The sequence below is a fragment of the Streptomyces sp. NBC_00572 genome, assembly GCF_026341815.1.
Lineage (GTDB): Bacteria > Actinomycetota > Actinomycetes > Streptomycetales > Streptomycetaceae > Streptomyces.
On sequence record NZ_JAPENX010000001.1, the window covers coordinates 1784988 to 1801570 of the forward strand.

Genomic DNA, 16583 nt, shown 5'->3' on the forward strand with positions numbered 1-16583 from the left:
TGCGGCGTGCGTCGGGCACACGAGCCACCGCGGTCCGGGCCCCGCCGTACACCCCCGCACCCGCGCATCCGCGCCGCCCTGCGTACAGCCACAGCCCTGCCCCCGACGCCTGCCGCGTGCACCCCTACGCCCCCGCCCGGCCCGCGTACACCCCCGCACCCCGCCTGCCCCGCGTGCAGTCCTACGCCCGTACCTGCCCCTTCTCCCCGTGCAGCCGGGTCGCCACCCAGGCCCCCACCGCCGCGACCCCCGCCATCGGCAGGAAGACCGCCGCGAAGGCCCCCGGGTGGGAGCCCGAGCCGACCGAGGACGTGACCGCGTGGCCCACCGCGCCGCCGCCGAGCGCCGCGAAGGCCGCGCCGCCCGCGGCGAGGAGCAGGACGTTGGAGAGGCCGTCGGAGATCTGCAGGGCGGCCGAGTTCGCGCCGACTTCCTCGGGCGCGGAGAGCTTCATGAGCAGCACGCTCGTCGAGGCGATCACGGCCCCCATGCCGAGGCAGCCGAGGCCCCAGGCCACGGCGAGCACCCACACCGGCACCGCCGTGATCAGCACGGTCGGCGCCGCCGCGATGGCGAGCGCGACCAGGACCATGCCGAGGACCACGAGCCGCTCCCGGTACGGCTCCGTCCACGGCCGGGCCTGGATCCAGGAGCCGAGCGCCCAGGTGAGGCCGCCCGCCGCGAGGGAGAGCCCGGCCAAGGTGGGACTCAGACCGCGCTGGGTGACCAGCATCAGCGGCACGAAGGACTCGGCCGCGATGAAGGCGCCCGCGGCGATGCCGCGGAGCAGGACGACGGACGGCAGGCCGCGGGCCGCCCGGTAGGTGCCCTGCGGAAGGAGCCCGCGGACGGCGGGCACGAGGAGCGCGGCGCCCGCGGCCGCCGGGACCAGGGAGAGCCAGCGCAGCTCCTGACCCGCGTACTGGAGGAGCGCCGCGCCCGCCGAGATGCCGAGCGCGAGCAGGATCCGGCGCCGGTCCCAGGGGCCGACGGGCGCGGTCGGGTCGGCCGGGCCCGAGGCGGTGCGGCGTATCGCGGGGAGGGCGAGGGCCAGCGGAAAGACGACGAGGGCGGGGATGCCGACGAAGACCCAGCGCCAGCCGAGGTGCTCGGTGATCGTTCCGGCGGCGAGCGGCCCGACGACGGAGGGGACGACCCAGCTCGCGGCGAACGCGGCCATGATCGCCGGTCTGAGGTGCTCGGCGTAGGCCCGGCCGACGATCACGTACAGCGCGACGATGACCAGCCCTCCACCGAGGCCCTGGACGGCCCGGCCGAGGATGAACATCCACATGGCACCGGCGGTCCCGGAGAGCAGCAGCCCGCCGGCGAAGGCGCTGATGCCCGCGGTGAGGGGCGCGAGCGGCCCGCTGCGGTCGGACCACTGCCCAGCCAGGACCATGGCGAAGAGGCTGGTGGTGAAGTAGGCGGAGAAGGCGAAGGCGTAGAGGGGGATGCCGTTCAGCTCGCGGGCGGCGACGGGCATCGCCGTGCCGACGGCGGTGGCCTCGAAGGCGATGAGCAGGACGACGGAGACGATGCCGATGCTGAGCGCCCGGTGGGCCGGGTCGAGGACGGACCCCTTGGATTCGACGGTGTCGAGGATGTCGACGGTGTCGGCGTCGCGCGCGGCAAGGGGTCCGGGGCTTGGGGCGACGTCGGTGTCGCTGGGTTCGAGGGCGCTCATTCCCCCAGGGTAAGAGGTGAAGAGGTAAATGACCCCTGTCAGGAGTCCCGGTACGACTCAGCCCTTGGACGTACGACGGACGCCCGACGGCCGCAGGACTGTGAACGCGGTGTGGCAGCGTCATTGCAGTCGCATGGCACGACCCCGGAACCCCTTGAGCCCCTCCCGGCCCCCGCCTACGGTCGTACTCGTTGCACCACATGACCGTGTGCCCGAGTGGTTGAGGGGCTCGCCTGCAAAGCGAGTTACGTGGGTTCAATTCCCGCCACGGTCTCCAGCTGCCTGACCAGGCAGAAGCAAAGGGCGGCACCCCTCACAGGGTGCCGCCCTTTCGTTCGCCCGTCTCAGTCTCCGTCTCAATTGGCCGGCACGAGCACGCCGGCCGTCCCCTCTTCGCCATCGTCTGGCCGATCCGTTACGGGCTGCTCTTGCCATCGTCTGGCCGATCCGTTACGGGCTGCCAGATCAGGCCGTCCACCTGTCGGGCGATGTCCGTCCTGGCGGCCGCCACCCTGGTGATGGTGATGCTCGCCCAAGTGATCCACATCGGCCCCTCGGGCTGCGTCCCGCTCGTCCCCCTGGCCACCCTCGGCCTGGCGGGCTTCGTCCAGGACACCCTCATCCGGCGGCTGCTGTCCTGGCTGGGCCCGAAGATCGGCGACCTCCGGATCGAGGGCCTGGGCACGGTCCTCCTCGCGGCGCTGATCACCCGCGCGACGGTGCTCCTCCTGTCCCAGCTGTCCCCGCCGGCGATGTCGGGGACGGCGGAGGACTGATGGCGGAGGCCGCGCACGTCACGGGAGCAGATCGGCAGGGACGGACACCGTCTCCGTACAGCCGAGAAGCCGACGCGTGTTCTCGGCGAGGGCCCTCAGGAGCTGCTCCGTCGACACGGCCGAGTCCGCCTTCCGGCCCTCGTCCTTCACGGCGACCTGGAGCGGCAGCTCGCGACCCTGGCCGGCGGCGGCGCCCGGGACGGTGCAGGGCACGACGAGCGGCGTACCCCAGGCGTCGGGGCGGGAGGCCACGTGGACCCCGTCCGCGACGGTGCGCCAACGAAGCCTGCCGTCGCCGGAGCCCACGGAGTCGATGTCGTACATCGACCACCCGACGGTGCCGGTGACCCGAGCCGCGCCCGCTCCGCCCTCCATCTCGCACGGGTGATAGGTGGTACGCCGCAGATCGTCCCCAACGGCGCTCCAACTACGCGCCTCCACGACCAGGGCGTCCCGCATCCCGGCCGGCGAACGTCCGAACGCCCGAAACCCGCCACCGAACTCGGCCCGCACCGCCTCGACGCCGGCCACACCGAACACCTCCTGGCAGGACTTGAGAGCCGCCAAGTGCTCCACATCCGCCGCGTCGGAGGCCTTACCGGTGTCCCCGCCTCCGGAACACGCCGAGACGGCGAGAAGCACGGCGACCGCAGCTGCCGTTACTGCTCCCCGCGCCACTGCTTCACCTCGAACACGGGCTTCTCCGGGAGACCGGCGTTGTTCTCGCAGCCCAGTTCCTTCACGACGGCCAGCGTGACGGAGTGAAGGACGGTGAGGTACGCCTCGCGGGTGGCGGGGGTGTTGGCGGGGAAGGTCCCCTTCGTGATGGACTTCTCGAAGCTGAGCACGCTCTCGATGGGGGTCGGCTGCTCGTCCGACCCCTTGAGCCGCGGACTGGTGCACCCGACGAAGAGACGCGCCGTCTTGTTGTCGGAGCTCGCTTCTCGTCCCCACCCGTAGAGGTACCGGCCGTAAGCCGTCCACTTGGTGCCGTCGTCGTACAGGTCGGCCTTCTCATAGAGCCGGAAGTCGATCTCGACCCCCCGGCTCGGGCCGGCGTCGGCACTGACCCGGCACATCGGGCGATGGCCGGGCGGCCTGCCCTCCCTTGCCTGATCCTCGATCACCTCGTTCACGCTCCGATCCAGCCCACCGCTCCCGGCCTCCGAGAACTTCTTCGCGCCGAGCACCGACTCGAGCGCACCGGCTGCCGCGGGCGAGAGCGTGCCGTCGCACTGCTGCGCGGCGGTGACCCGCGGCGGCTCCTCCTCATCCCGCCCACAGGCGGTGAGGAGAAGACCGAGGGCAAGCACGGTCGACCCTGATACGGACGCTCTTCTCATCTGGTTCCTCGTGGAGTCGGGGCGGGATCTCAGCCGGTCTCGGGGGCATTGCCGATCTGCTTCGCATGGTCGTTGCCCAACCCGTAGCCGTTGCCCACGGACTCGACCATGTCCTGCCGGAAGCCGCTGCCCACCGTGGCGCCGAGCTCCACCCAGCCGGCCTTGGCGGCCTGCGCCTTCTCGTACTCCTCGTGCTTCTTCATGCCCTCGGCCTCGACCTGCGCACCCCCGTGACGTGATCGTTCCGGCTTCGCCTCAGCAAGTTCTGTTCCCACGGAAACATGGCGATCGTAGTCCTCCGGGGGAACGTCAGGGCACTACTCACCGGGAATCACCGACGCCCCCGAGATCTTCACGGGGTCCGCATGCCGCTTCGCCTTCGCAACCGGGACAGCCCGGACTTCCCGGACCACCACGCACCCGGGCCCCGCTCCCCCGCACCTCCCGGGCACAGCTCCCCACCCCCCTCTCGGTAGGCTCGTCCCGCCCCCGTCACCACGGGGTGCACGAAAGACGGGGGGCACGAACGGTGGAACAGTCGCGCACACAGCAGGAATCCGCGCGGCAGGAATCGGCGCGACGGATCGGACCGTACCGGCTGATCACCCGCCTCGATCCGCCCCACTCCGCCCTGCCCTGCCGCCGGTTCGTGGCCCGCAGCGAGGACGGCGAGCACACCGTGCTGCTCAGCACTCCGCTGCCCGGCACCGATCCCGACCGGTTCGCCGTGGAGGCCGGCGCCGCCCGTCACCTCCTCGGCCCCTGGATCGCTCCGGTGACGGGCGTGGCCGGCCCCGGCGAGGCCCCCTGGTACGCGAGCCCCTACGTCCCGGCGCTCCCGCTCCCCGTCGCCCTCGCCGTCCACGGCGGTCCGCTGCCCGAGACCACCGTCCGGGCCGTCGGCGCCACCCTCGCCGAGGCGCTGGCCGGCGCGCACGGCCAGGGCCTCACCCACGCCGGGGTCTCCCCCGCCGCCGTCCTGCTCACCGCGGACGGCCCCCGGCTGACCTGCTTCGGCGCGGTACGGGCCGCCTCGGCCGACGGCGAGCGGCGCACCGGCCTGCCCGGCCTCGACCCGGGCGCGCTCGCACCCGAGCAGGCCTCTGGGGGCCGGCCGCGCCCGCCCGGTGACGTCTTCGCGCTCGGCGCCGTCCTCGCGTACGCCGCTACCGGACACACCGTGCCCGAGCGGGACGAACTCCCGCCCGCCCTGCGCCCGGTGCTCGCCTCCTGTCTGGCCCGCGACCCGGCCGACCGGCCCACGGCCGCCGCCCTGATGACCGCCCTCGCCCCGCCCGCGACGCACGGAACGGTCCTGAACTCGGCCGGATCCCTCCTCGCCCCGGGCTGGCTGCCGGGCCGGGTGGTCGCCGCACTGGCCCGCCAGTCCTCGGAACTCCTCGCCGCGGAACTCCCCGCGCCGGCCCGGGTCTGATCCCCCCGGCACAGCCCGCCCTTCCATACGCCCCCGGACCTGACGGACCTCATCCCATGCTGTCGCCCCTGACCCACGACGACCCGGCCGCCGTCGCCACGTACCGTCTCCTCGCCCGCCTCGGCTCCGGCGGCATGGGCACGGTCTATCTGGCGCGCACCCCCGGCGGCCGTACCGTCGCGCTGAAGACCGTGCACGCGCGGCTCGCCACCGACCCCGCGTTCCGTGCCCGTTTCCGTCTGGAGACGGACGCGGCGCGGATCATCGGCGCCCGGCACGGCGCGGCCGTCGTCGACGCCGACCCGCTGGCCGAGACGCCGTGGCTGGCCACCGAGTACGTCCTCGGCCCGCCGCTCGACGACGCCGTGGCGCTCGGCGGCCCGCTCCCCGAGCCGACCGTCCGCGCCCTCGGCGCCGCGCTCGCCGGGGCGCTCGCCCAGCTGCACTCCTCGGACGTGGTCCACCGCGACCTCAAGCCCTCGAACGTCCTCGTCACCGCGTACGGCCCGAAGATCATCGACTTCGGCATCGCCCGCGCGGCCGGCGACGACCACCTCACCCGTACGGGAGCGGCGGCCGGCACACCCGCCTTCATGTCGCCGGAACAGGCGAGCGGCCAGGAACACCCGCCTGCGGGCGACGTGTTCGCGCTGGCCGGCGTCCTCGTCTTCGCTGCCACCGGCCACGGCCCCTTCGGTACGGGCTCCGCCGCCGACCTCCTCTACCGCGTCCGCTACGCCGACCCCGACCTCACCGGCGTACCGGAAGCACTGCTCCCGCTCCTGACGGCCTGCCTGTCCAAGGACCCGGCGGCCCGCCCCACGACCGGCGTCCTGGTCGACCACCTCCACGACGGCCACGGCGAGTTCGCCGACCACCTCCCGCCCCTGCTCCTCACCGACATCGCCCGCCGCGCGACCGACGTCTGGCTGCACGCCCCCCGCCGCCTGCCCGCCCCGGCGGAGTCGGCGGTGGCGGAGACCGTGGCTAGCACGCCGCTCTCGCGGCGACGGCTGTTCTCCCTGGGCGGCGGAGCCCTGCTCGGTGTCACGGCGGCGGGCGGAGGCCTCTGGGCGTGGCTGGGGTCGGAGGACACCCCGCAGGCCACCGGCAGCACCCCCACGCCCACGGGTCCCACCGCCATCCCTGCCCCGACTGCGGCCGACGGGTCACCGAAGGCGCTGTGGCAGGGGTCGACCCTCGATCGCGAGCAGCGGACGGTGCAGTTGCTCGCCGGCGATGCCGTCGGCTTCGCGGAGACCGTCTCCTTCCGGGTCCTCAACCCGCAGAACGGCCTCGAACTCTGGTCCGATGCCCTGGATCCGTTCCAGATCGTCAGCGACGGCACGAACTTCTACGCGTCGGCCGGCACCTACGAAGGTCCGGGTGCCCTGAAGATCCGTACGCTCGCCCCCGATACCGGCAAAGAGGCGGCCAAGCTGATCGTCCTCAAGGGGTTCGACGGCACGAACTCCGGCACCGCCCTCCTCGCCGCCTCCGGCGAAATGCTCTTCGCGGCCTCCCGGCTCGGCAAGAAGGAGATCGATTCGGACGCGAACGAGAAGGGCTGGCACCTGCTCGCCGTCAACCTCCGGACGGGCAAGGAGGCATGGCGCCAGGCATACGAGTGGGACGGCGTCCGCCCCTGGATCTCCAAGGTCGTCGGTGACCGGCTGATCCTCGGCAAGAACAGCGGCGACCTGGACTACTTCGTCGTCCAGGCGCGGGAGCTGAGCACCGGCCGCTCGCTCTGGCAGCGCCGCATCGCCCTGAAGGAATCCCAGGGCTTCAAGCCCGGCGAGCTCGCGGTCGACGAGCGGCACGTGTACATCGGCGGCAACCGGCTCCGCGCCCTGCGCCTCACGGACGGCAAGACCGCCTGGGAGCACGGCTCCGGGTCCACCTTCTTCGGTCTGCCGGCCGTCGCACGCGACGTCGTCTACGCGCAGGAGTCCAGGACCTCCCCGGGGCTCGTGGCCCTCAGCGCCGACAAGGGAAAGCCGATCTGGACGGAGCGGCCCGCGGAGCGCGCCCTGACCCCCTCCTATCTCACCGTCCCCGTGGTCGGCGACAAGTACGTGTACGCCCCGGTGCGCGGCGGGCTGAGCGCGGTTGAACTGGCGACCCACCGCTCGGCCTGGGTGTTCGCCACCGAGGCGTCCCGCTATGTCGTCGACAAGGAACGGACCCGGATCATCGGGGCGGGGGCGACGTCCGTCGTGGCCATCCCCTTCGCCTGATCCCCCGCCCTGCCCTTCACCCTGTCCTTCGCCCTGTCCCTCCCCCCTGCTTCGCCCCGTCCCTCGCCCCATCCCTCGTCACCCCCGATCCGGAGAGCACCCCGTGACCACGCAGCCCCTCGCCACCGGCGACCCGCTCCGGCTCGGCCCGTACCGTCTGCTCGGCGTCCTCGGCGAGGGCGGCATGGGCAAGGTGTACGTCGGCCGGGACGGTGACGGGGCCCCCGCCGCCGTCAAGGTCCTGCGGCCCGAGCTCGCCCACGACCAGCACCTCGCCCAGCGCTTCGTCCGCGAGGCCGACATGGCGCGGGCCGTCACCAGCGGCGGAGTGGCCCGGGTCCTCGGCGCGCAGACCGAGGGCGGACGGCCGTGGATCGCCGCCGAGTTCCTCGCCGGTCCGACGCTCGACGAGGCCGTACGGGCGTACGGACCGATGGACGTGCCGACGGTCCGCGCCCTCGCCGCCCAGCTCGCCCGCACCCTGCACGACATCCACGCGGCGGGTCTCGTCCACCGCGACCTCAAGCCCGCGAACATCGTCCTCACCTCCACCGGCCCCCGGATCATCGACTTCGGCATCGCGCGCCCCGAGCACGGACTCACGCTCACGACGACGGGCCAGATCCCGGTCACGCCGGGGTACGGGGCTCCCGAGCAGGTCCTGGGACAGCGGGTCGGACCGGCCTCGGACGTCTTCTCGCTCGGCGCGGTCCTCGCGTACGCGGCGAGCGGCCGGCGGACCTTCGACGGCGCCCATGTGCCGGCCGTCCAGTACGAGGTCGTGCACGGCACCGCGGACCTGAGCCTGGTGCCGCCGGAGCTCCAGGAGCTGATCGGGCCGTGCCTGGCGAAGGACCCGGCGTACCGCCCGCTGCCCCCGCAGGTCGCGGAGGCCTTCGCCCCGCCGAAGGGCGCCGACCGCGCCTGGCGCAAGGGCCCGCTCGCCGAGGACATCAAGCGCCGCGAGACCGCCACGAAGCGCCTGACCGCACCCGCGGACACCGTCGCACCCTCCTCCTCGCCGTCCCGCCGCCGCTTCCTCACCGGCGCGGCCGTTGGCGTGGCGGTCCTGGGCACGGCCGGCGGGGCGGGCGCGTGGTGGCTGAACCGCGAGAAGGGGCAGTCGAAGTCACCGACCGCCGATGTGCCGCCGGCCGTGGCGGTCCCGGAAGCGGCGTTCGTCTCGGCCATCGACACGCAGCAGGGCCAGGTCCCGAAGCCTCTGTGGGGACCGCTCGACGTGATGGCGGCCGGGGGAGAACTCCCCTTGCCCGTACGGGATGTGGTGATCGTGCAGGCGAGGGAGGGCGGCCTGCTCGCCCTCTCCGTCAAGAACGGAAAGGAGCGGTGGCGGGCCAAGGACATCGACGCCGACGCCGGTTTCGTCTCGGTCGCCGACCGGCTGGTCGTGGGTGTCGACAAGGAGGGCGGTCTGAAGGCCTTCGTCGCCTCCACCGGCGCCCCCGTCTGGCAGACCGGCAGCGATGTCGACGACCTCCTCGCCGCCGACGACACGCATGTCTACCTGGTGACGAAGGACAACGAACTCCGCGCCCTCAACGCCTGGACCCTCGCGACGACATGGTCCCGTCCGATGACCTCGCCCCGCTCCCCCAACGGTCCGGCGAAGGCCGCCGTGGGCAGGAAGCGGCTCGTGATCCACGGCAGGGACGGCTATGTCGCCGCGCTCTACACGGAGAACGGCGAGACGGACTGGTACATCAAGGGCCAGGGCACCGACGGCCAGGCCCCTGCGGTCGGCGAGAACAACATCGCCTACCTGGGCGGCCACAGCCTCATGGCCCGCCGCCTCGACCGCGGCGACTTCCTGTGGGAGGACGAAGCCCTGGGCGTGAAGCCCGGGGAACCGGGCTTCGGCTCCCCGGCCGTGGACGGGGAACTCGTGATCGCGGTGGAGGACTACGGTGTCCACCGCCTCGGCACCATTCCGGAAGCTCGCCTTCCGGATTCGAAGTGGTCCAAATTCCTTGACGGCTTCGGCCGCTCCGCCGATCCCATCAGCCCTCCGACAGTGCAGGGAACGACGGTCTGGGTCCACGGCCTCGAAGGCCGCGTCGAGGTCATCCACAAGGTGTCGGGCGACCTCCTCTTCATCACACAGATGAAGGGCGACGGCTCCTACCAGCTGGCGAGCGCCGGTAACCGCGTCTTCATCGCACGCGCGGGCCAGATCGCGGCGATGCCGGTGTTCGGGGTGTAGCACCGGCATCGCCACCCTCAGGACGACGCCTCGGCGGGCACGCCGTCGACGAGCCCCGTATCGGCACAGCCCAGCTCGTCGGCGACATGGCGGGCTGCGGCGTTGGCGAGGGTGATCTGCTCCGCCCGGATCCCCGGGCGATCGGCCTCGTTCTCGTCGGCCCGCTCCAACTCGGCGTCGATGACGATGTCATGGGCTGGCGCCTTCAACCGGCACGTGAAGTAGATCGAGCCATGGAGATCGGAAGACGAGGCCCGTCGACCGGTCGAGTAGAACGTCACCATTCCCTTGGAGGCATCATTTCCGGGAACGGCGAGGGCCTCGCGGAAGAAGAGAGTCAGAACGTTCTTCTCGTCCGCGGCTACCTCCAGCTCGCAGAACGGAACCCGCTCCATCCGCCGCTTGCCGTCCTGCGGCGTCCGCGCGGCCTTCCGCAGCTCATCGAGAACCCTGTCCGGCTCGGACTGCTCACTGGTCAGCGGTACGCCCTTGCCCGCGATGCCCTCGAGCGCCGAGGCGACCGCCGGCTCCGCGGCGAAGCCACCGCAGACCTCCGAGGCCGGCTGGCCCTTGGCTACCGCGTCGTCGCCGCCGGCGGAACAGGCCGTCGCCACGACCGAGAGCAGAGCCACCGCAGCCCACGCCCCCCATGCGCGCTTCGCCGTCATGTGACCTTGCCGTCCTTCTTCTCGTTGTACGGGTCGGGCAGGGAGTCGTCCCTGACGTGCCCCCTGCTGTCCTTCACGTACTTGGTCAGATCTTCCTCAAGGAAGTTGGCGTCGTCTTGGCTCCAGCCGGGAGTCCTTGCATACGCCTGACCGGGCATCAGCGCGTTGGCCTTGCCCGTATCCAGAGCCTCGTCCTTGAGGTCGTCCGACTTCCTCTTGAGGATCTTGTCCTCCGAGTACTTCTCCGCCATGTCATCGGCTTCCATACCGATGAAGGTCGTCACGGCGCCTCCGACGGTCTCCGCGGCCAGCGGGACCAAGACGCCCGCAGCACCACCGGTCAGGGCCACGACACCGCCCGCCGCTGCCGCGCCGACGCCGAATTTGACCCATTCCGTCGTCCTCCCGACGGCCTTCTTGTGCTCCTCGGAATCGATCTCGTACTGCTGGTCGATCTGTCCCATGCGGGACTGGTCGAAGATCGAGTGTGTCTCCGCGCCGATCCGAAGCGTGGTCTTGACATCGGTGAGGTCCAGTTCGCGCGCGGGTCCCGATCCCGGCTTGGGGGCCACCTCGTCCATGACACTCGTCGTGTAAATCGACTGGGCGGCCGACAGCTGTGCGTGACCGATCTCGCTCTGCGACACCGTGCCCAGGAAGTTGACGGCGTCGCCCCTGTTGAACAGCAGGCTGTCCTCGAACTCCTTGCCGAACCGTGGCTCGCCGTTCGCGTTGGGCCTCGCGCCGAACGGCGAGTTCGGCATCTCCTGCATCGACGTCTGGTTCTCCTGCTCCAAGGAGCGGTTGAACTCGTCGATGTAGGCGGCGCCCATCTTGCTCAGGCTGTCGTCGATGCCTGGCTGCTGGTGCATGAACTTGGGGTCGCTGCCGTACCGCTCCACGACCTTCTGCATGACCTCCGCGTTCTCCTTGGTCCGCACGTCCTTGAGGCCCTCGGCCTCGGCGTCGTACGGATGGCCGGTGGTCGCGGACTCCAAGGCATGGCCCAGCGCGTTGTAGCCCGGTTCCTTCGACAGGTCGCCCTTGTCGTTCAGCTCGTCGGGCCACTTGCGGTCCTTCGAGAAGTAGTCGAAGGGGTCGAGCTTCTTGTCGTCCTTGCCGTTCTCCGGCGTGAGGTCGATGTCGCTGCTGAAGAAGTCCGTCGACGCCTTCGGGTTGTGCCCGAGCGCCTCCATGAAGCCGATCATCGGGTCCTTGCCGATTCCGCCTCCCTGCCAGTTCAGGTGGCTCGGCATGCCGCCCATCTGCTGCCAGGCCCGGTCGGCGGGCAGACGGCCGTCGTGCGTCATCTTCCGCTCGGTGGCGACGAGACCGTTGCCGTAGTCCTTCAGGAACTTGTCGTCGTAGTCGCCGACCCGCATCAGGTTGCTCATGACCTGGAAGCCGTAGGGGCTGGTGCCGCGCGTCTGGATCGGCTCGGTGCCGGCCTTGATGACGTCGGCCTTCCACTGCTCCATCTCGGGGCTCGTGGAATGGGTCGCGGTGGCGAGCGTCATACTCCAGTTCGTCTGGAGTTCCTTCAGCTTGTCGCGGTGGTCGACGCCGAGCCGGGAGCCGTCGCTCGGGTCGCCCATGTCGGCCCAGTACTCCATGCTGCCCTTCGGCCCGACCTCCAGGGCGAACTTCTCGGCGAAGTACGGGTCCTTCTGATTGGCCTTGAAGAGGGCGTTGAGCTTGTCGATCTCCTCCGGAGTGGCCTCGTCGCCCTTCTTGTACAGCTCGTAGGCGGCGTGCGCGTCCTCGGCGTCTTGGGCCTTGGAGGCGGTCTTGAGGGAGTCGTAGTTCGTGCCGGAGAAGTTGTTCTTGTCCCCGCCGACAAGCGTGCGCAGGGCGCGGGAAGCGACGTCATCAGCGTCGTCGGCGCGGGCGATCGCAGCCTTGATCGCCGCCTTCATCGCATCGAAGTCGGCCACCTCGGGCTTGGGGCCATCGTAGTCCTTGGACCGGCTGTCCGGGCGGATCAAATGGGTGACATCACCCGCATCGTTGATACGCATTCCCTTGCCGGGCGCCTCCGCGACCAGCCTCTCCAGCTCGGTCTTCGCGGCCTGGAACTCGGTCTCCGCGTCCCGCAGGATGTTGCGGATGCTGGACGCCTCCGTCAGGGCGTCACCGAACTCCTTGGCCGTCTTCCGGACGAACGCCTGCGTCACGCCGGCGTTCTCGCCCTTCCAGTCGGCCTTATCGGCCTTGCCCTGGAGGCCCGTCTCCGCCTTCTCCTTGGCCTTCTCCAGCTTGGTGACCGTCTCGGACCAGCCCGTTATCGCCTCCTTGAGGCTCCCGAGATGGGCGTGGAGGACCTGGTCGAACTTCAGCATCTGTTTCCCTCGTCAGCCGCTGGCAGGCGCGTCGGCTCAGTTGAAGTGCTTGTCGATCGTGGACATGGAGAAGTTCGTGACCAGTACTTCTTCATGGTTGGCGTGGCTGATGACGGTGTCCTCAAGGTGGTTGTGGATGTGCGCGCACGCGCTGAGGAGCGTCTCGCACTGCTCCCGCCAGGTGTCCCACATGGTCCACATCGCCGACCCGGTCCGGAAGCCGTCACCGTCCAGGCTCTTGCCGGCCGCGTCGGTCTGGGCGCCCGCGTGGAAGGCGTCCCGCTCGAACCAGTGGAAGAGCTCCTGCGCCTCGTTGCCGATGGCCTTGAGGTCGGCGGACGTCACCTTGTAGTCGCTGGGACCACCGCCGCCGCCGGGGTCGCTGGGCACACTGTTGAGCCTCATCGCCGCAGTCTCGCTGCGGACCTGGCTCCACTCCTCGTCGAACGACATCTACTTCCTCATAAGTGAGTTACGGACGTCCACCGGCAGAGTCGCGCTCAGCTCCGCCGTGAACGGAGTACGGGTACGGCGACGGCGGCACCGATCAGCACGGCCGCGCCGATGCCGAGGCCGATCCAGAGGCCGGTGTTGCCACCGTCGTCGGTGGCGGCGGCCTGGGGAGCCGGGGCGGGCGCGGCGGACGACTCCGCAGGAGCCGGGTCGGCCGCCGGCAGGTCGGAGGGCGTGGGCGTAGCCGTCGCGGTCTCGGGTGCGGCCTCGGTGAGGTCGTCGATGGGCCGCACATCGGCCGGGCCGGGATCGCCGGGCGTCTTCAGGGTACGAAGCGGGCGGACGGCACCGAAGCCGATGTAGTCGCTGCGCTCCTCACCCCCCTTGGGCCCGGCGATCGTGTTGAGCATGACCTTCAGGACCTGGTTGTTGGTCCAGTCGGGGTGCTTCGCCCAGAGAAGCGCGGCGGACGCGGAGGCGAGGGCGGTGGCGTCACTGGTACCGGTGGTCGTGCACATGCCCGTGCCGCCGCCGCACGCATGCACCAAGTCCTTGCCCGGGGCGACGATGTCCACCTGGTCGCCGTGCTGGGACATCGGGATGCGCGTCAGCTCCTTGTCGATGGCGCCGACACCGACGACGCCGGGCGTTGCGGCCGGGTACATCGGCCTGTTGCCCTTCTCGGCGTCGTTGCCGACACCGGCAAAGACCAAAGCACCCTTGCCCAGGGCGTACTTCACCGATTCCGTGAGCTTCGGTGAGCCCGCGCCCACTGCCATCGAGATGTTGATGACCTTGGCCCCGGAGTCAACGGCGTAGCGGATCGCGTCGGGCACGACCCGGTTGAACTCCTCATCGGCTGCCGCCTGGCTCTTCGTGCCACTGTCCCCACCTGGCACACGTACAGGGAGGATCTTCGCCCCAGGGGCCAGCCCGAACGCTCCGTTACCGCCGTCACGTTCGCCGGTGCCCGCGATGAGCCCCGCCATGCCGGTGCCGTGGCCGTTGTAGTCGGTGAACTCGTCGCCCGGCTTGTCCGTGGCGAAATCCTTGCCCTTGAGGACCTGGCCCCGCAGGTCGGGGTTCTGCTTCTCCACCCCGGTGTCGATCACGGCTACTGTGACGCCCTTGCCCGTGCTGAGCTGCCAGATCTCCTCGGCGCCCATGGTGTTCAGGTGCCACTGCCGGCCGCGGAAGTCCTTCGCATGGGCGGGGACGGAAGCGATGCCCACCAGCAGCATCCCCAAGGCGGCCGAGGCGGTGACTCGGGCACGGCTCCGACGAATACTGCTGGTACGCATCTGCTTCCTCGCGCTGATCAGTCGATGACGGGCGGCGCCACGCGGCGCCCCTGCTGCCAGGTCTCCTCGTCCTCGACCAGGTAGTCGGGACGCTCTCCGTTCGTTTCCTCGCGGTCGCCGGCCTGCGTCGAGCCTCCGCGCACGAGGCCGGAGCCACCGGGCGTGAAGGGGCGTCCGGCGCCACCGGTGGTGCCGGCGCGCTGCGCCTTGCCTCCGACGACTCCGCCGCTCTCACCGGCGAGACGGCGTCCGCCGGTGATGCCGTTCTGCCCGGCGCCCGCGCCGCCCATCGGGCCGCCCATGCCGCCGCCGCCCATGGGGCGGCCCATGCCCATGCCGTTCCGTCCGCCCTGCTCGGCGCCGATGACCGTGCTGCGCGGGAGGCCGGTCTGAGGGCGCCCCGTGTGGGGCACCGCCTTGCCGCCGCTGATGCCCTCGCGGGTACCGCCCAGCGGGCCGGGACCGGTCGGAAGGCCGCGCGGTCCCCCGGGGTTCATCGGGTTGCGCATGCCGCCGGTGACGGGACCGGTGGGAGGCGGCAGCCCCGGACCGCCCTTCGAGGGCAGCGGGGGCATGCCGGTGGTGGTCACGAACGGAGGCGTGGAACCGTCCGGCTTCGTGATCGGCGGCGGAGTGCCCGTCGGTCCCGGCCCGTTCGTGGTGGGGGGCTGGTGCGGCAGCGTGTCCACGCTGTCGATGCCCAGGTCCACGGGACGGTCGGGCTTGACCTCGGTCGGGGCGTCGGGCCGGTCGCCGGGCTTGACCACGTGCGTCGGCCCGGTCGGGTCGCCAGTCGGCGGGATCACCGTCGAGTCGGGCGTGGTCCGGGTGTCCGGCTGAGTGCGCGAGCCGGACGTCCCTGTGCTCGTGTCCGAACCCGTGGAGCTCCGGTCACGCTGGGTCGAGGACCCGTTGTACGAGGAATCGCCACCGACGGTGCCGTCCTGCGCCGGCACGAAAGCCCCCGGCGGCGGCGGGAACGTCGGCGGCACGTTGTTGCCCATGTGGAGGGTCGACCACATGTACGCCTCCGAGAGGCGCTTCATCTCACCGGCCGCGGCCTCCCGGTTCGCCTCCTCCTTCGCCTTGATGGCCGCGAGCTCCTCGCTCGGCGCCATCGAGGACCGGGCGTTGTTGGCGACTGTCCGGGAGTCGGGGTCGTTGTGGTACTTCAGTGCCGCTTCGAGGTTCTCCTTGGCGGCCGCGTGGGACGCGTACCGGGGCATGGCGCTCTGCGCCGAGGCGATGGCGGAGGAGTTCTCCGCCATCCACTTGGCCCCGGCCTCGCTGTAGTCCGCGAGCCCCTTCGTCGAGTTGGCCACGTTGTTGGCCCACTCGGCGAAGGCCTTCTCGGCCTCGCCCTCCCAGTCCATGCGCTGCATGGAGGAGGTCAGGTCGGCGGCGATCCTCTCCAGTTGCGCCGCGACCGACTTCAGCCGCGTCGCCGCGTCGCCGACGTAGTAACTGCTGGCCTCGTCCAGCCATGCCAGCATCTGCTGATGGGACATGCCGCGGAAGTTGGTACCGCCGCCGCCTCCGCCGCCCTCTGCAGGCCTCATCTGTCGCCTCTTCCCCGTGTACCAGAAATTCCGTCCGCGCCTGCCTACTGCAAGGAGGCGTCGCCGCTGGCCGTCTGGTCGCCCTCGCTCGCCGGCGCCCCGCGGCCCGCTTCCTTGTCGGCCTTCTCCTTGGCGTCGAAGGTCCGCTGGTGGATGTCGATCATCTTGCGCTTGATGTCGTCGTCCATCTCCTCGAAGCCGTTCTTCGAGGCGACGACCGCGATTCCCAGGCCTTCCAGGCAGTCGTTGAGCAGGCCAGAGAGCTCCACGAGGCGCGAAAGGGTCCCGTCGTAGGCCGCGTAGGCGCCCTGGGCCTCACCCCAGGCCGCGCCGCCGCCGCCGAACTGGGTGCGGGTCACCGGGTCGGCCTTCAACTGGCCGGCTCCGGCGCCCGAACCCTGGAGCTCCTTGATGAGCCCCTCGACCTGCTTCCTGAACGTCTCCATGGAGTCGGCGCTGTACTTCACGGCCTGCGCCCGCATCCCGGACGCCATTCCACCGACGTAGGCTTCCATGCCCGCGCTCCTCCCCCGTGTGAACACCCGTGCGCTTCCAACCGAG

General features: G+C 71.0%; 14 protein-coding genes and 1 tRNA gene. 5 read left to right on the forward strand and 10 right to left on the reverse strand.

Going from position 1 to position 16583, the window contains the following annotated elements; genetic code table 11:
- Positions 1 to 181 precede the first annotated feature (181 nt).
- Positions 182 to 1687: an MFS transporter gene (locus OG514_RS08170; protein WP_266892378.1), complete on the reverse strand. Its 1506-nt coding sequence runs from the start codon at positions 1685 to 1687 to the stop codon at positions 182 to 184.
- 202 nt (positions 1688 to 1889) lie between these two features.
- Here OG514_RS08170 and OG514_RS08175 point away from each other — a divergent pair.
- Positions 1890 to 1964 (forward strand) — tRNA-Cys (locus OG514_RS08175).
- 211 nt (positions 1965 to 2175) lie between these two features.
- Positions 2176 to 2463, forward strand: a complete 288-nt coding sequence (locus OG514_RS08180) for a hypothetical protein (RefSeq protein ID WP_266892380.1) — start codon at positions 2176 to 2178, stop codon at positions 2461 to 2463.
- A gap of 18 nt (positions 2464 to 2481) precedes the next feature.
- On the opposite strand, the gene OG514_RS08185 is transcribed toward OG514_RS08180, so the two are convergent.
- From OG514_RS08185 to OG514_RS08195, 3 genes are all read right to left on the reverse strand, one after another.
- Positions 2482 to 3030, reverse strand: a complete 549-nt coding sequence (locus tag OG514_RS08185) for a hypothetical protein (RefSeq protein WP_266892382.1) — start codon at positions 3028 to 3030, stop codon at positions 2482 to 2484.
- A gap of 92 nt (positions 3031 to 3122) precedes the next feature.
- Positions 3123 to 3776 (reverse strand): hypothetical protein, encoded by a 654-nt coding sequence (locus OG514_RS08190; RefSeq protein WP_266892384.1) that lies wholly within the window; start codon positions 3774 to 3776, stop codon positions 3123 to 3125.
- 59 nt (positions 3777 to 3835) lie between these two features.
- Entirely contained in the window at positions 3836 to 4009 is a 174-nt protein-coding gene (locus tag OG514_RS08195; protein ID WP_266892386.1) for a hypothetical protein, read from the reverse strand.
- 326 nt (positions 4010 to 4335) lie between these two features.
- Between OG514_RS08195 and OG514_RS08200 the strand changes: the two genes are divergently transcribed.
- The 3 genes from OG514_RS08200 to OG514_RS08210 all read left to right on the forward strand — a co-directional run bounded on the left by OG514_RS08200 (position 4336) and on the right by OG514_RS08210 (position 9702).
- Positions 4336 to 5241 (forward strand): serine/threonine protein kinase, encoded by a 906-nt coding sequence (locus tag OG514_RS08200; RefSeq protein ID WP_266892388.1) that lies wholly within the window; start codon positions 4336 to 4338, stop codon positions 5239 to 5241.
- A gap of 56 nt (positions 5242 to 5297) precedes the next feature.
- A complete protein-coding gene (locus OG514_RS08205) occupies positions 5298 to 7481 on the forward strand; it encodes a protein kinase (RefSeq protein ID WP_266892390.1) in 2184 nt (727 codons plus the stop codon).
- A gap of 103 nt (positions 7482 to 7584) precedes the next feature.
- Positions 7585 to 9702, forward strand: a complete 2118-nt coding sequence (locus OG514_RS08210; protein ID WP_266892392.1) for a protein kinase — start codon at positions 7585 to 7587, stop codon at positions 9700 to 9702.
- A gap of 17 nt (positions 9703 to 9719) precedes the next feature.
- On the opposite strand, the gene OG514_RS08215 is transcribed toward OG514_RS08210, so the two are convergent.
- The 6 genes from OG514_RS08215 to OG514_RS08240 form a co-directional block, all read right to left on the reverse strand.
- Positions 9720 to 10370 (reverse strand): hypothetical protein, encoded by a 651-nt coding sequence (locus OG514_RS08215; RefSeq protein ID WP_266892393.1) that lies wholly within the window; start codon positions 10368 to 10370, stop codon positions 9720 to 9722.
- The gene (locus OG514_RS08220) at positions 10367 to 12709 is read right to left on the reverse strand and encodes a DUF6571 family protein (protein WP_266892395.1); all 2343 of its coding nucleotides are present in this window, start codon (positions 12707 to 12709) and stop codon (positions 10367 to 10369) included. Before OG514_RS08220 ends, OG514_RS08215 begins: the two co-directional genes overlap by 4 nt.
- Before the next feature lie 36 nt (positions 12710 to 12745).
- Positions 12746 to 13162 carry a hypothetical protein gene (locus OG514_RS08225; RefSeq protein WP_266892397.1) on the reverse strand — a complete coding sequence of 139 codons (417 nt, stop codon included), beginning with the start codon at positions 13160 to 13162 and terminating at the stop codon, positions 12746 to 12748.
- Between the two features lie 47 nt (positions 13163 to 13209).
- Positions 13210 to 14463, reverse strand: coding sequence for a type VII secretion-associated serine protease mycosin (gene mycP / locus OG514_RS08230; RefSeq protein ID WP_266892399.1), 1254 nt, complete (start codon positions 14461 to 14463; stop codon positions 13210 to 13212).
- Between the two features lie 17 nt (positions 14464 to 14480).
- Positions 14481 to 15971 carry a WXG100 family type VII secretion target gene (locus tag OG514_RS08235; RefSeq protein WP_266892401.1) on the reverse strand — a complete coding sequence of 497 codons (1491 nt, stop codon included), beginning with the start codon at positions 15969 to 15971 and terminating at the stop codon, positions 14481 to 14483.
- Positions 15972 to 16066: 95 nt separating this feature from the next.
- On the reverse strand, positions 16067 to 16537 hold the full coding sequence (locus tag OG514_RS08240; protein WP_266892403.1) for a hypothetical protein: 471 nt from the start codon (positions 16535 to 16537) through the stop codon (positions 16067 to 16069).
- Positions 16538 to 16583: the final 46 nt, after the last annotated feature.

What these genes read in the sequence shown, in the direction of transcription:
- OG514_RS08180 (WP_266892380.1), top strand. Translation starts at nt 2,176, where the DNA reads ATGTCCGTCCTGGCGGCCGCCACCCTGGTGATGGTGATGCTCGCCCAA.
- mycP (WP_266892399.1), bottom strand. Translation starts at nt 14,463, where the DNA reads ATGCGTACCAGCAGTATTCGTCGGAGCCGTGCCCGAGTCACCGCCTCG.
- OG514_RS08195 (WP_266892386.1), bottom strand. Translation starts at nt 4,009, where the DNA reads ATGAAGAAGCACGAGGAGTACGAGAAGGCGCAGGCCGCCAAGGCCGGC.
- OG514_RS08205 (WP_266892390.1), top strand. Translation starts at nt 5,298, where the DNA reads ATGCTGTCGCCCCTGACCCACGACGACCCGGCCGCCGTCGCCACGTAC.
- OG514_RS08225 (WP_266892397.1), bottom strand. Translation starts at nt 13,162, where the DNA reads ATGTCGTTCGACGAGGAGTGGAGCCAGGTCCGCAGCGAGACTGCGGCG.
- OG514_RS08235 (WP_266892401.1), bottom strand. Translation starts at nt 15,971, where the DNA reads ATGTCCCATCAGCAGATGCTGGCATGGCTGGACGAGGCCAGCAGTTAC.
- OG514_RS08170 (WP_266892378.1), bottom strand. Translation starts at nt 1,687, where the DNA reads ATGAGCGCCCTCGAACCCAGCGACACCGACGTCGCCCCAAGCCCCGGA.
- OG514_RS08215 (WP_266892393.1), bottom strand. Translation starts at nt 10,370, where the DNA reads ATGACGGCGAAGCGCGCATGGGGGGCGTGGGCTGCGGTGGCTCTGCTC.
- OG514_RS08240 (WP_266892403.1), bottom strand. Translation starts at nt 16,537, where the DNA reads ATGGAAGCCTACGTCGGTGGAATGGCGTCCGGGATGCGGGCGCAGGCC.
- OG514_RS08220 (WP_266892395.1), bottom strand. Translation starts at nt 12,709, where the DNA reads ATGCTGAAGTTCGACCAGGTCCTCCACGCCCATCTCGGGAGCCTCAAG.